10 protein-coding genes are annotated in these 14,308 nt (G+C 70.5%); 3 read left to right on the top strand and 7 right to left on the bottom strand.

The window, feature by feature from the left end; all coding sequences use genetic code 11:
- Nucleotides 1–20 precede the first annotated feature (20 nt).
- Both ACFWV8_RS06775 and ACFWV8_RS06770 read right to left on the bottom strand, forming a co-directional pair.
- The gene (locus tag ACFWV8_RS06775; RefSeq protein ID WP_384198620.1) at nt 21–893 is read right to left on the bottom strand and encodes an acyl-CoA thioesterase; all 873 of its coding nucleotides are present in this window, start codon (nt 891–893) and stop codon (nt 21–23) included.
- A 42-nt stretch (nt 894–935) separates the two neighbouring features.
- Nucleotides 936–3,458, bottom strand: a complete 2,523-nt coding sequence (locus tag ACFWV8_RS06770) for a DEAD/DEAH box helicase (RefSeq protein ID WP_384198618.1) — start codon at nt 3,456–3,458, stop codon at nt 936–938.
- A gap of 167 nt (nt 3,459–3,625) precedes the next feature.
- Here ACFWV8_RS06770 and ACFWV8_RS06765 point away from each other — a divergent pair, with 167 nt between their 5' ends.
- Nucleotides 3,626–4,417, top strand: coding sequence for a metal-dependent hydrolase (locus ACFWV8_RS06765; protein WP_384198616.1), 792 nt, complete (start codon nt 3,626–3,628; stop codon nt 4,415–4,417).
- A gap of 94 nt (nt 4,418–4,511) precedes the next feature.
- On the opposite strand, the gene ACFWV8_RS06760 is transcribed toward ACFWV8_RS06765, so the two are convergent.
- The 4 genes from ACFWV8_RS06760 to ACFWV8_RS06745 all read right to left on the bottom strand — a co-directional run bounded on the left by ACFWV8_RS06760 (nt 4,512) and on the right by ACFWV8_RS06745 (nt 10,295).
- Nucleotides 4,512–6,302, bottom strand: a complete 1,791-nt coding sequence (locus tag ACFWV8_RS06760; RefSeq protein ID WP_384198615.1) for an ABC transporter ATP-binding protein — start codon at nt 6,300–6,302, stop codon at nt 4,512–4,514.
- A complete protein-coding gene (locus tag ACFWV8_RS06755; RefSeq protein ID WP_384198613.1) occupies nt 6,299–8,146 on the bottom strand; it encodes an ABC transporter transmembrane domain-containing protein in 1,848 nt (615 codons plus the stop codon). The genes ACFWV8_RS06760 and ACFWV8_RS06755 overlap by 4 nt, the downstream gene beginning before the upstream one ends.
- A 72-nt stretch (nt 8,147–8,218) precedes the next feature.
- A complete protein-coding gene (locus ACFWV8_RS06750) occupies nt 8,219–9,628 on the bottom strand; it encodes a Gfo/Idh/MocA family protein (protein ID WP_384198674.1) in 1,410 nt (469 codons plus the stop codon).
- 211 nt (nt 9,629–9,839) lie between these two features.
- Complete coding sequence (locus ACFWV8_RS06745) at nt 9,840–10,295, bottom strand: MarR family winged helix-turn-helix transcriptional regulator (protein ID WP_384198611.1); 456 nt, start codon at nt 10,293–10,295, stop codon at nt 9,840–9,842.
- Nucleotides 10,296–10,421: 126 nt separating this feature from the next.
- Between ACFWV8_RS06745 and ACFWV8_RS06740 the strand changes: the two genes are divergently transcribed.
- Nucleotides 10,422–12,269: an ABC transporter ATP-binding protein gene (locus tag ACFWV8_RS06740; protein WP_384198610.1), complete on the top strand. Its 1,848-nt coding sequence runs from the start codon at nt 10,422–10,424 to the stop codon at nt 12,267–12,269.
- Between the two features lie 36 nt (nt 12,270–12,305).
- Nucleotides 12,306–13,157, top strand: coding sequence for an endolytic transglycosylase MltG (mltG, locus tag ACFWV8_RS06735; RefSeq protein WP_384198608.1), 852 nt, complete (start codon nt 12,306–12,308; stop codon nt 13,155–13,157).
- A 9-nt stretch (nt 13,158–13,166) separates the two neighbouring features.
- Here mltG and ACFWV8_RS06730 read toward each other — a convergent pair whose 3' ends face one another.
- Entirely contained in the window at nt 13,167–14,234 is a 1,068-nt protein-coding gene (locus tag ACFWV8_RS06730) for an NAD(P)-binding domain-containing protein (RefSeq protein WP_384198673.1), read from the bottom strand.
- Nucleotides 14,235–14,308: the final 74 nt, after the last annotated feature.

Genomic DNA, 14,308 nt, shown 5'->3' with positions numbered 1-14,308 from the left:
ATCCCCACCATTGTCGCGCTTCACCCACCGAGCTTGCGGAACAACCCCTCCTGGACGACCGAGACCAGAAGCCGGCCCGAGCGGTCGTAGATACGGCCCCGGGCCAGACCCCGCCCGCCGGTCGCGATCGGCGACTCCTGGTCGTACAGGAACCACTCGTCCGCCCGGAACGGCCTGTGAAACCACATGGCATGGTCCAGCGACGCCATGTCGTACCCGCGCGGCCCCCACAGCGGCTCGACAGGGATACGGGCCGCGTCCAGCAGCGTCATGTCGCTCGCGTACGTCAGCGCGCAGGTGTGCACGAGCGGGTCGTCGCCCAGCGGGCCCACCGCCCGCATCCACACCGCGCTGCGCGGATCGGCGTCACGGATCTCCTCCGCCGTCCAGCGCAGCCGGTCGGCGTAGCGGATGTCGAACGGCTGACGGCGCGCCATCCGCTCGAACGCCTCGGGCAGCCCGCCCAGATGCTCACGGACCTCGTCGGCCACCGTCGGCAGCGACTCGGGGTCCGGGAAGTCGAGACGCGGCGGCAGCTGGTGCTCGAAGCCGCCCTGCTCCGGGTGGTGGAAGGACGCCGTCAGATTGAAGATCGTCCGGCCCTCCTGCACCGCCGTGACCCGGCGCGTGGTGAACGACCGGCCGTCGCGCACCCGCTCCACCTGGTAGACGATCGGCACGCCGGGCGTGCCCGGCCGCAGGAAGTAGGCGTGCAGCGAGTTGACCGGCCGGTCGTTCTCCGTGGTGCGCCCGGCCGCGACCAGCGCCTGGCCGGCGACCTGGCCGCCGAAGACCCGTTGCAGCGATTCGTGCGGGCTGCGCCCGCGGAAGATGTTGACCTCGATCCGCTCCAGATCGAGCAGATCGACCAGCCGCTCGGCGGGGTTCGTCATGGTTCTCGTTCTCCACAGATCTCGTTCGGCGGGGGAGGGGTCTCAGACGCCCGACAGCTGGCCCACCGAGGTGACGCGGACCACGGCCCGGCCCTCCTCGTCGGACGCGGCGAGATCGACCTCCGCGCTGATGCCCCAGTCGTGGTCGCCGTTCGGATCGGCGAACGACTGCCGGACCCGCCACAGGCCGTGGGCCGGGTCCTCCTCGATACCGAGCAGCTTCGGGCCCCGCGCGTCGGGGCCGGTGCCCAGCTCCTCGTACTCGTCCCAGTAGCCGTCCATCGCCTCGCCCCAGGCGTCCGCGTCCCAGCCCGATTCGGCGTCCAGCTCGCCCAGCTCGTTCACCTTGTCCAGCGCCGCCAGCTCCACCCTGCGGAACATCGCGTTGCGCACCAGGACCCGGAAGGCACGGCCGTTCGCGGTGACCGGCTTGACCTGGTCGGCCTTCTCCCGCGCCTCCTCGGCGGTCTCCACCTCCGGATTGGCCAGCTGCTCCCACTCGTCCAGAAGGCTGGAGTCGACCTGCCGCACCATCTCGCCGAGCCAGGCGATCAGGTCCTCCAGGTCCTCCGACTTGAGGTCGTCGGGGATGGTGTGCTCGAACGCCTTGTACGCGCCCGCGAGATACCGCAGCACGATGCCCTCGGTGCGCGCCAGCTCGTAGTGGGAGGTGAACTCCGTGAAGGTCATGGCCCGTTCGTACATGTCACGGATCACGGACTTCGGTGACACCGGGTGGTCGCCGACCCATGGATGGCTGGTGCGGTAGACCTCGTACGCGTGCCACAGCAGCTCTTCGAGGGGCTTCGGATAGGTGAACTCCTGGAGCCGCTCCATCCGTTCCTCGTACTCGACGCCGTCGGCCTTCATCTGCCCGATCGCCTCGCCACGGACCTTGTTCTGCTGCGCGGCGAGGATCTGCCGGGGATCGTCCAGCGTCGACTCCACGACGGAGACCATGTCCAGCGCGTACGAGGGCGAGGCCGGGTCCAGCAGTTCGAACGCGGCCAGCGCGAAGGTCGACAGCGGCTGGTTGAGCGCGAAGTTCTGCTGGAGGTCGACGGTGAGCCGGATGATGCGGCCCTCGGCGTCCGGGGTCTCAAGCCGCTCGACCACACCGCCGTCCAGCAGGGAGCGGTAGATGGCGATCGCGCGCCTGATGTGGCGCAGCTGCTGTTTGCGCGGCTCGTGGTTGTCCTCCAGAAGACGGCGCATCGCCTCGAAGGCGTTGCCCGGCCGCGCGATGACCGACAGCAGCATGGTGTGGGTGACCCGGAAGCGGGAGGTCAGCGGCTCCGGGTCGGAGGTGATGAGCTTGTCGAACGTCGTCTCCGACCAGGCGACGAAGCCCTCGGGGGCCTTCTTGCGGACCACCTTGCGGCGCTTCTTCGGGTCGTCGCCCGCCTTGGCGAGCGCCTTCTCGTTCTCCACGACGTGCTCGGGCGCCTGAGCGACGACGAAGCCCGCCGTGTCGAAACCGGCCCGGCCCGCGCGGCCCGCGATCTGGTGGAACTCACGGGCGCGCAGGGTGCGTACGCGTGTGCCGTCGTACTTGGTGAGAGCCGTGAACAGCACCGTACGGATGGGGACGTTGACGCCGACGCCCAGCGTGTCCGTACCGCAGATCACCTTCAACAGACCGGCCTGCGCCAGCTTTTCGACCAGTCGGCGGTACTTCGGCAGCATCCCGGCGTGGTGCACCCCGATGCCGTGGCGTACGTAACGGGAGAGATTGCGGCCGAACTTGGTGGTGAACCGGAAGTTGCCGATCAGATCGGCGATCCGGTCCTTCTCCTCGCGCGTGCACATGTTGATGCTCATCAGCGACTGCGCGCGCTCGACGGCCGCCGCCTGTGTGAAGTGCACGATGTAGACCGGCGCCTGACGGGTCTCCAGCAGTTCGGTCAGCGTCTCGGTGATCGGGGTGAGCCGGTACTCGTAGCTCAGCGGCACCGGGCGCGTCGCCGAGCGGACCACGGAGGTCGGCCGGCCCGTACGGCGGGTCAGGTCCTCCTCGAACCGCGACACGTCGCCGAGCGTCGCCGACATCAGGATGAACTGCGCCTGCGGGAGCTCCAGGAGCGGGATCTGCCAGGCCCAGCCCCGGTCCGGCTCCGCGTAGAAGTGGAACTCGTCCATCACGACCTGGCCGATGTCGGCCTGCTTGCCGTCGCGCAGCGCGATGGAGGCCAGCACCTCCGCCGTGCAGCAGATGACCGGCGCGTCGGCGTTCACGGACGCGTCGCCGGTGAGCATGCCGACGTTCTCCGTACCGAAGAGCTTGCACAGGTCGAAGAACTTCTCCGACACCAGCGCCTTGATCGGGGCGGTGTAGAAGGTGACCTTGTCCTCGGCCAGCGCCGTGAAGTGCGCACCCGCCGCGATCAGGCTCTTTCCGGAGCCCGTGGGGGTGGAAACGATCACGTTCGCCCCGGAGACCACCTCGATCAGCGCCTCCTCCTGAGCCGGATAGAGCGTGATGCCCTCGCCCTCGGCCCATGACGAGAAGGCCTCGAAGAGGGCATCGGGGTCGGCGTCCGGCGGCAGCTGATCAATAAGGGTCACGCCCCCATCTTGCCTGCCTTCCGCCCGGAACCGGGAACCGGACGATCGGCGGAAGATCACTACCGGTACGCTGCCCTGTCAACTGGCCCTTGCTCCAACGGCGGTGGGCCTGTTGCACGTGCCACCACAGCGACGACGGGGCGGGAATCGATCATGCGGGGACGACCATGATGGGGCCGGCGCATTCGCTGTCGGGCGCGGCGGCCTGGCTGGGGGTGGGAGCCGCCGCGGCGGCTGCCGACCGCGCCATGCCCTGGCCGGTGCTGGTCGTCGGTGCGCTGATCTGCGCGGGGGCTGCGCTCGCCCCCGACCTGGACCACAAGTCGGCGACGATCTCGCGGGCGTTCGGACCGGTGTCCAAGGCGCTGTGCGAAATTGTCGACAAGCTGTCTTTCGCCGTCTACAAGGCGACAAAGAAACCGGCGGACGCCCGCAGGACCGGCGGCCACCGCACCCTCACCCACACCTGGCTCTGGGCCGTCCTGATCGGCGGCGGCGCCTCGGCGGCAGCCCTCCTCGGCGGGCGCTGGGCGGTCCTCGCGCTGCTCTTCATCCATATGGTGCTCGCTGTCGAGGGGCTGCTCTGGCGGGCGGCGCGGGTCTCCAGCGACGTGCTCGTCTGGCTGCTCGGCGCGACGAGCGCGTGGATCCTCGCCGGTGTGCTGGACAAGCCCGGCAACGGCGCGGACTGGCTCTTCACGGCTCCCGGCCAGGAGTATCTGTGGCTGGGGCTGCCGATCGTCCTGGGCGCGCTGGTGCACGACATCGGCGACGCGCTGACGGTGTCGGGCTGCCCGATCCTGTGGCCGATCCCGGTGGGCCGCAAGCGCTGGTACCCGATCGGCCCGCCGAAGGCCATCCGTTTCAGGGCCGGGAGCTGGGTGGAGCTGAAGGTGCTGATGCCGCTGTTCATGCTGCTCGGCGGGGTGGGCGGCGCGGCGGCGCTGAACGTGATCTGACGGGCCGGAGGTCAGGGCGTGTCCGCCGGTCCGCGTCAGCGAGTACGCGGACCGGCAGCACGCGGACCGGCAACACACGGGCCGGCGGACAGGCTCAGTCGTGCCAGGAGCGCCACAGCGCCGCGTACGCGCCGTCGGCCGCCACCAGTTCGTCGTGACTGCCCAGTTCGCTGATCCGGCCCTCCTCGACCACGGCGATCACGTCCGCGTCGTGCGCCGTGTGAAGACGGTGCGCGATGGCCACGACCGTACGGCCGTCCAGCACCTTCGCCAGCGAGCGCTCCAGATGCCGGGCCGCGCGCGGGTCGAGCAGTGACGTCGCCTCGTCCAGGACCAGCGTGTGCGGGTCGGCCAGCACCAGCCTCGCCAGCGCGATCTGCTGCGCCTGCGCCGGCGTGAGCGTCGCCCCGCCGGAGCCGACCTCGGTGTCGAGCCCGTCGTCGAGCGCGCGGGCCCAGCCGTCCGCGTCGACCGCCCCGAGCGACGCCCACAGCTCGGCGTCCGCCGCGTCCGCGCGGGCGAGCCGCAGATTGTCGCGCAACGAGCCCACGAAGACGTGGTGCTCCTGGTTGACCAGCGCGACATGACTCCGTACCCGCTCCGCGGGCATCCGCGACAGCTCGGCCTTGCCGAGAGTGATCCGGCCCGTGCGCGGCCCGTAGATCCCGGCGAGCAGCCGCCCCAGCGTGGACTTGCCCGCGCCGGACGGTCCGACCAGCGCGACGCGGGTGCCCGGCGCGACGTCCAGCGTCACCTCGTGGAGCACGTCGACGCCTTCGCGGTAACCGAAGTTGACCTGGTCGGCGCTGACGTCGCGGCCGTCAGGCACGACCTTCTCATCACCGTCGTCCGGCTCGATCTCGCGTACGCCCACGAGCCGGGCGATGGACACCTGCGCCACCTGGAGCTCGTCGTACCAGCGCAGGATCAGACCCACCGGGTCGACCAGCATCTGCGCGAACAGCGCGCCGGTCGTCAGCTGTCCGACGGTGATCCAGCCCTGGAGCACGAAAACACCGCCGCCCACCAGCGTCGCCGCGAAGATCGTGACGTGGGTGAGGTTGATGACGGGGAAGAGCACCGAGCGCAGATAGAGCGTGTACCGCTCCCACGCCGTCCACTCCTTGACGCGCTGGTCGGACAGCGCCACGCGGCGGCGGCCGAGGCGGTGCGCCTCGACCGTCCGCCCGGCGTCGATCGTCTCGGCGAGCACGGCGGCCACCGCCGCGTAACCGGCCGCCTCCGAGCGGTACGCCGCCGGCGCCCGCCTGAAGTACCAGCGGCAGCCCACAACCAGCAGCGGCAGCGCCACCACCACCGCGAGCGCCAGCGGCGGCGCGGTGACGCCCAGCGCGCCGATCAGCAGCGCGGCCCACACGAGGCCGATCGTGAGCTGCGGTACGGCTTCGCGCATGGCGTTGGCGAGCCGGTCGATGTCGGTGGTGATACGGGACAGCAGGTCGCCGGTGCCGGCCCGCTCCAGGACGCCCGGCGGCAGCCGTACCGACCGTACGAGGAAGTCCTCGCGCAGGTCGGCCAGCATCTCCTCACCGAGCATCGCGGCGCGCAGCCGCATCATCCGGGTGAAGACGGTCTGGATGATCAGCGCGCCCGCGAAGACGGCGGCGGTGCGCTCCAGATGGAGCTCCCCCGCCCCCTTGGCCCCCTCGGACAGATCCTCCACGACGCCGCCGAGCAGATACGGCCCCGCCATGGAGGCGATCACCGCGACCGCGTTGGCTGCGACGAGCAGGACGAACGCCTTGCGGTGCCGCCGCAACAGCTCCACCACGTAGTTCCGCACGGTCGTCGGGCGGGCGACGGGCAGGGTCGTGGCCGACTCAGGGGCCGCCGGGTCGTACTCCGGTGGTGCCACGCCGATCATGCGGATTCCTCGATCTCTGCCAGTTGTTCGTGTGTCTTCAGCGGTGTCGGCACCTGCGCGTCCTCGCCGGAACCGGCCCCCGCCGCCGCGTCGGCCTCCTCGTCCGTCCGCCGTGTGACGACGCTCAGATAGCGCGGGTCGTCCCGCAGCAGCTCCCGGTGCGACCCCACGGCCGCGACCTTCCCGTCGTGGACGAACACCACGGTGTCCGCCTGGTCGAGCAGCAGCGGCGACGACGCGAACACCACGGTCGTACGGCCGCTCCGAAGCCGCCGTACGCCCGCCGCGATCCGCGCCTCCGTATGCGAGTCGACGGCCGATGTGGGCTCGTCGAGGACGAGCACCTCGGGGTCGGCGACGAGCGAGCGGGCGAGCGCGAGCCGCTGGCGCTGCCCGCCGGAGAGCGAACGGCCGCGCTCGGTGATGCGTGAGCGCAGCGGGTCGCCGCTGCCGTCCACCGATGCCTGGACCAGCGCGGCGAGCACGTCGTCGCACTGCGCGGCGTCCAGCGCGTCCCGGGGCTTCACGGCGCGGGACGCGGGCACGTCAAGCAGCTCCGTGAGTGTCCCGGACAGCAGCACCGGATCCTTGTCCTGTACGAGGACGGAGGCGCGCGCCGAGTCCAGCGGAAGGTCGTCGAGCGCCACCGGACCGAGCAGAACGGAAGCGCTCTTCTCCTCCTCGGTGGCGTGTCCGCCCAGCCGTTCGGCCAGTCGCCCGGCCGCGTCGGGATCGCCGCACACGACGGCGGTCAGCTGTCCGGCCGGGGCGAGCATGCCGGTGGCCGGGTCGAAGAGGTCGCCGGTGGGCCGGGCGTCGTCCAGACCGCCGCGCTCGTCGTCGTAAGAGGTCCGCTCCAGCCGCAGCACACGGGCCGCGCGCTTCGCCGAGGGACGCGAGAAGGAGTACGCCATCGCGATCTCCTCGAAGTGCCTGAGCGGAAAGAGGAGAAGGGTGACCGCGCTGTAGACGGTGACCAGTTCGCCGACCGAGATCCGGCCGTCGCCCGCGAGGACCGCGCCGTACCAGACCACGGTGATCAGCAGGATTCCCGGCAGGAAGACCTGGATCGACGAGATCAGCGCCCACATACGGGCGCTGCGGACGGCCGCCCCGCGCACCTCCTGAGAGGCTTCCCGGTAGCGCGTGAGGAACAGCTCCTCGCCGCCGATGCCGCGCAGCACCCGCAGCCCCGCCACGGTGTCGGCGGCCAGCTCGGTCGCCCGGCCCGCCTTCTCGCGCTGGATGTCGGCGCGCTGCGTGGCCCGGGGGAGCAGCGGCAGCACGGCCAGGGCGAGCACAGGCACCCCGATGGCCACGACCGCGCCGATCGACGGCAGATACAGCACGAGGCCGACGCACACCACGACGACCGCGATGGCGGCCGCCAGGAAGCGCGACAGCGCCTCGACGAACCAGCCGATTTTCTCGACGTCACCCGTCGAGACGGCGACCACCTCGCCGGCCGCGACCCGGCGGGTCAGCGCCGACCCCAGCTCCGCGGTCTTGCGGGCCAGCAGCTGCTGCACACGGGACGCGGCGGTGATCCAGTTGGTCACCGCCGCCCGGTGCAGCATCGTGTCGCCGAGGGTGATCGCGCACCCGAAGAGGGCGATGACCAGACCGGCCACCGCGAGCCGCCCGCCCGAGCGGTCCACGACGGCCTGTACGGCGAGGCCGGCGCCCAGCGGCAGCCCCGCCACGCCCAGCTGGTGCAGCAGCCCCCAGGAGAGCGATTTGAGCTGGCCACGCAGCTGTCTGCGCCCGAGCCAGTACAGGAAGCGCGGTCCTGACCGGGCGTCGGGTCTCCCTGGATCGGAGTACGGAAGATCGCGAATCTGCATGACGTCCCAGTGAGTCGTGGAGTGGCCCAAACCGTCCAAGGTTGTGCTCACGGCACGGTCCGGGGCAATCGATTATTCGCTTCTCGGCCACGACTCCTCGGGAGGCTTCTCCGAATCCGTACCGGGGCGGGACTTCTTCCACTCGCCGCGGGTGAAGTCAGGAACCTGCTGCGGCCGGCCACCCGCCTTGATGGACGCGTGGCTCAGCGGCACGGGGGCGGTCCAGGTCGCCGCGTCGTAGACGTCGAAGTCGGGCACCAGACCGAGCCGGACGCACTGCATCAGCCTGAAGACCATGATGTAGTCCATCCCGCCGTGCCCGCCCGGCGGATTCGCGTGCTCCTTCCACAGCCAGTGGTCCCACTTGGCGTACGCGCCGAAGTCGCCCCACTCGTCGTTCGCGTGATCCGGCTCGATGTAGATGCGCTCGGGGTAGTCCTCGAACACGCCCCTCGTGCCGCCGAGACTGTTGATACGGCTGTACGGGTGAGGCGTCGAGACGTCGTGCTCCAGCCGGACCACCCGGCCCTTGGCCGTCTGCACCAGACTGATCGTCCGGTCGCTGTTGACGTAACTCTCCTTCCAGCTGGCGTCGCCCGGCGGCATGTTCTCCTCGCGGTACTGGGCGAGGGAGAGCGCGGGCGTACCGATGCTGGTGATGCTGACGGCGCGGTCACCGCGGTTGATGTCCAGATAGTTGGCGACGGGGCCGAAGCCGTGGTTCGGATAGAGGTCGCCGCGGAGCCGGGTGTGCCACAGCCGGCGCCAGGGGCCTTCGTAGTAGTCCGGGTCGAACATCAGGCCGCGCAGGTCGTGGTTGTACGCGCCGGCGCCGTGCAGCAGATCACCGAACAGGCCCGCGTGCGCCATCCGCAGGACGCGCATCTCGTTCTTGCCGTACACGCAGTTCTCCAGCTGCATGCAGTGGCGCCGGGTGCGCTCGGAGAGGTCGACCAGCTTCCACAGCTCGTCGAGCCGCATCGCGATCGGACACTCCACGCCGACGTGCTTGCCGTTCAGCATGGCGGTCCTGGCCATCTCGAAGTGGAAGTCCCACGGAGTGGCCACGTAGACGAAGTCGACGTCGCCGCGCGCGCAGAGGTGTGCGTAGTCGTGCTCGTCCTTCGTGTAGACGGCGGGCGCGGGCTGCCCGGCCTTGACCACCTTGGCGGCAGCGTCGAGCGCCTTGTCGCGCACCGTGTCGCACAGGGCGACGACCTGGACGCCGGGCACCGCGAGGAACAGATCGATCATGCCGCCGCCGCGGTTGCCGAGGCCGATGATGCCGACGCGGACCGTCGAGCGGCCTTCGAAGGGCACACCGGCCATCGTGCGGCCCTGGCGCTCGGGGACGGCGGATCCGTCGCTGTCGGGGGCGGCGGCCTGTGCGGCGGCGGTGCTGGTGCCGGTGCCCAGGGCGGTGAGCCCGAGGCCGGCGCCGGCGACGCCCGCCGTCGTCCTGAGAGCGGAACGGCGGCTCATCGAGCCGCCGTTGTCGTTGTCCGTGTGGTCGTTCGCGTCGTTCTTCGCGTCGTTCTCGCCGGGGTTCTGCGGTGCTGCGTCGTTCATGAAGCCTCCCAAGGAGCTGACGTGCGCGGCGGAATTGAACCTCGGGGAGGACCTTGGTCGGTGGGGCTGGTGATGCGCAAGGGGACCAACTGCCCGGCCCGTCGGCCCCGTTCGGCGAACCGGCTCAGCAGCGCCGGTCCGGTACGCCGTCCACCGGCCCGCCCACCAGCGCGGACAACAGCACGCCGAGCGTGTCGCGCTGATCCGCCGTCAGCGGGGCCAGGATGTCCTCGGCGGCCTTCCTGCGCGCGTCGCGCAGCGCCCGCAGCACGCCTCGACCGGTGTCGGTGAGCTCGATCCGGATCACCCGGCGGTTGGCCGGGTCCGGGGCGCGGCGGACGCAGCCGCTCGACTCCAGGCCGTCGACCAGGCTCGTCACGGCGCGGGGCACCACTTCCAGACGCTCGGCGAGATCCGCCATGCGCGGCGGACTGTCGTAGAAGGCGACCGTGCGCAGCAGACGGGACTGCGCGGGGGTGATCCCGATCGGCTCCAGATGGCGCTTCTGGACGCGGTGGAGCCTGCGGGTCAGCCTCAGGAGCTGTTCGGCCAGCAGGCCGTCGGCGTCGGGGGTGCTCATGGCGGAATAATAACAGGACCTAGTGCATTGTGAAGCTAGGTAACAGTGAGCTATGCTCTTCAAGCATTTCCTGTACTCCCTGAAACTCCCGTAACTCCTGAACTCCCGAATCCTTCGAAGGAGCCCATGAAGTCCGAACTGTCGACCTGGAAGCCCTCGGCCCGCACCCTGGAGCCGTCGCAGCCCGAGCCGCCGGCCCAGCTGCGCCGCATCTTCCGGCTCTTCCGCCCCTACCGCGGCAGGCTCGCCGTCGTCGGCCTGCTCGTCGGGGCCTCGTCCCTCGTGGCCGTCGCCTCGCCCTTCATGCTGCGCGAGATCCTCGACACCGCGATCCCGCAGGGCCGCACCGGGCTGCTCAGCCTGCTGGCCCTCGGCATGATCCTCACCGCCGTCCTCAGCGGGGTCTTCGGCGTCATCCAGACCCTCATCTCCACGACGGTCGGCCAGCGCGTGATGCACGACCTGCGCACGGCCGTCTACGCGCAGCTCCAGCGCATGCCGCTCGCGTTCTTCACCCGAACCCGCACCGGCGAGGTCCAGTCCCGGATCGCCAACGACATCGGCGGCATGCAGGCGACGGTCACCTCCACCGCCACCTCGCTGGTCTCCAACCTCACCGCCGTCATCGCCACCGTCGTCGCGATGCTCGCGCTGGACTGGCGGCTGACGGTCGTCTCGCTGCTCCTGCTGCCGGTGTTCGTATGGATCAGCCGTCTCGTCGGGCGTGAGCGCAAGAAGATCACCCTCCAGCGGCAGAAGCAGATGGCGACGATGGCCGCCACGGTCACCGAGTCGCTGTCCGTGAGCGGCATCCTCCTCGGCCGCACGATGGGTCGCGCCGACTCGCTCACCAAGTCCTTCGCCGAGGAGTCCAAGCAACTCGTCGACCTCGAAGTGCGGTCGAACATGGCGGGGCGGTGGCGGATGTCCGTCATCGGCATCGTCATGGCCGCCATGCCGGCGGTCATCTACTGGGCGGCCGGCTTCGTCCTCCACTCCGGCGGCACCGGCGTCTCCATCGGCACGCTCGTCGCCTTCGTCTCACTCCAGCAGGGCCTCTTCCGCCCGGCCGTGAGCCTGCTCGCCACCGGCGTGCAGATGCAGACGTCGCTCGCGCTCTTCCAGCGCATCTTCGAATATCTCGATCTGCCGGTGGACATCACCGAACCCGAGAAGCCGGTCGCGCTCGACAAGGTCCGGGGCGAAGTGCGCTTCGACGGCGTCGACTTCAGCTATGACGAGAAGGACGGCAAGACCCTCCAGGGAGTCGACCTGACCGTTCCGGCGGGCGGCAGCCTCGCCGTCGTCGGCCCGACCGGATCGGGCAAGTCGACCCTCAGCTATCTCGTGCCGCGTCTGTACGACGTGACGGGCGGCCGGGTCCTGCTCGACGGGGTCGACGTACGCGACCTGAGCTTCGCCACCCTCGCCCGCGCGGTGGGTGTCGTCTCGCAGGAGACGTATCTCTTCCACGCCTCGGTCGCCGACAACCTGCGCTTCGCGAAGCCGGACGCGACGGACGAGGAGATCGAGACGGCGGCCAGGGCGGCGCAGATCCACGACCACATCGCCTCACTGCCTGACGGGTACGACACGCTGGTCGGCGAGCGGGGATACCGGTTCTCCGGCGGTGAGAAACAGCGCCTCGCGATAGCCCGCACCATCCTGCGCGACCCGCCTGTCCTGGTGCTCGACGAGGCGACGAGCGCGCTCGACACCCGTACGGAACACGCGGTCCAGCAGGCCATCGACGCGCTCTCCGAGGGCCGTACGACCATCACCATCGCGCACCGGCTCTCCACGGTGCGGGACGCCGACCAGATCGTCGTCCTCGACGCCGGGCGCATAGCCGAGCGCGGCACGCACGAGGAACTGATCGACCACGACGGCCGGTACGCGGCACTCGTCCGCAGGGACGGCAGGCTGTCGACGGCGCAGGCGGCGTCCGAGAACGCGCGCGCCAGCGCGGCCTGACCGACCTGCGTGCTTTGTCCGGGTTAGCGTGCCCGCATGACGAACGAGCCCCCACGCGCGGCATCCGGGCGCAGGCCCCGACTGACGCGCCGTGGCCGACTGGTCCTGATCACGACGGCGGTGGTGGCCGTCGCGGTGGCCGTGCTCGTGCCGGTGCTGCTGACGACGGGGGAACCACCCGCCGAGGAGAAGAAGACGGTGTCGCTGCTCGTCCCGGAGGGACGACGGGCCACCGAGGTGTACGCCTCCGTCGACAAGGTCCTCGGTGTCCCGTCCGGTACGGCCGCGAAGGCGGCCACCAGCGCCCGGCTCCAACTGCCCGGCGCCGCCCGCCGCAACCCGGAGGGATATCTCTTCCCGGCCACCTATCCGGTCGAGGCCGGAGCGACCCCGGCCGGCCTCCTCGGCTACATGGTCGACACGGCACAGGAGCGCTTCGGCGCCGAGCGCATCACCGAGGGCGCGCGGCGCAACGGCATGACGGTCTATCAGACGGTGACGATCGCCAGCATCGTGCAGGCCGAGGCCGACACGGCCGCCGACATGGGCCGGGTGGCGCGCGTCGTACACAACCGACTGGCGCGGGACATGCCCCTCCAGATGGACTCGACCCTCAACTACGCCCTGAACCGCAGCACATTGGACACCACGCGCTCCGACACGAAGACCGAAAGTCCTTACAACACCTACGAGTTGAGAGGTCTGCCGCCCACGCCGATCGGCAATCCCGGGGAGATGGCGATGAAGGCGGCGATCAGCCCGGCACAGGGTGACTGGCTCTACTTCGTGACGGTGGCTCCGGGGGACACCCGCTTCACCGCCGACTACGCGGAACACCGGAGCAACGTGGCGGAGTTCAACGCGAACAGAAGCTCCGCCACGCCATAGCCGGCCTGTTCAGACGAGGACGGGTTCGTGCTCCAGCAGCGTCCGGATGTCGCGTACGGCCGCACGCCCCGCACGATTGGCGCCGATCGTGGAGGCCGAAGGCCCGTACCCGACCAGATGGACCCGCTCGTCCCTAACCGCACGCGTGTTCTTGACCCGGATACCGCCACCCGGCTCCCGCAGTCCCAGCGGTGCCAGATGGTCGATCGCCGGACGGAAACCGGTGGCCCAGAGGATCACGTCCGCGTCGACACGCCGTCCGTCGTCCCAGACCACACCCGACGGGGTGATCCGGTCGAACATCGGCAGCCGGTCGAGCACACCCCGCTCGCGCGCCCGGCTGATCGCCTCGTTCACCGGCAGCCCGGTCACCGAGACCACACTCTGCGGCGGCAGCCCCGCCCGTACCCGCTCGTCCACCAGCGCGACGGCGGCCCGGCCCTGCTCCTCGCCGAACGGCCCCTCCCGGAAGACCGGCGGCCGGCGCGTGACCCATGTCGTCCCCGCGGCCACGTCCGCGATCTCCATCAAGTGCTGTGTCCCCGATGCCCCGCCCCCGACGACGACCACCCGCAGCCCGGCGAACGCGGCGGGCCCGGGATAGCCGGACGTGTGGAGCTGGCGGCCCCGGAAAGTCTCCTGCCCGGGATAACGCGGCCAGAAGGGCCGGTCCCAGGTGCCCGTGGCATTGATCAGCGCCCGCGCCGACCAGACACCCTCCGACGTCTCGACCCGCAGCCGCCCGCCGTCGCCCGCACGTACGGCCGCCACATCCACCGGCCGGCGGACGCGCAGGCCGAAGCGGTCCTCGTACGCGCTGAAGTACGCACCGATCACCTCGGACGAAGGACGGCTCCCATCGGCGCCGGTCAGCTCCATGCCGGGCAGCGCGTGCATTCCGTGGATCTTCTCGTACGTGAGTGAGGGCCAGCGGAACTGCCAGGCCCCGCCCGGCCGAGGGGAGTGGTCGAGCGTGACGAAGTCCCGGTCGGGCACCAGCCCGGAGCGCCGCAGATGGTAGGCGCTGGACAGGCCGGCCTGCCCCGCGCCGATGACCACGACGTCCACGTCCCGTATGTCCCGTGCCTCTGCCACCCCGGAATCGTTCACGCTTCTACCAACAGCCGGGGTCGCGCGGATCATCCCGCACG

The sequence above is a fragment of the Streptomyces sp. NPDC058665 genome (genome assembly GCF_042714995.1).
In the GTDB taxonomy this organism is placed as follows: Bacteria; Actinomycetota; Actinomycetes; order Streptomycetales; family Streptomycetaceae; genus Streptomyces.
This window is presented reverse-complemented; position numbering and strand designations above follow the sequence as displayed.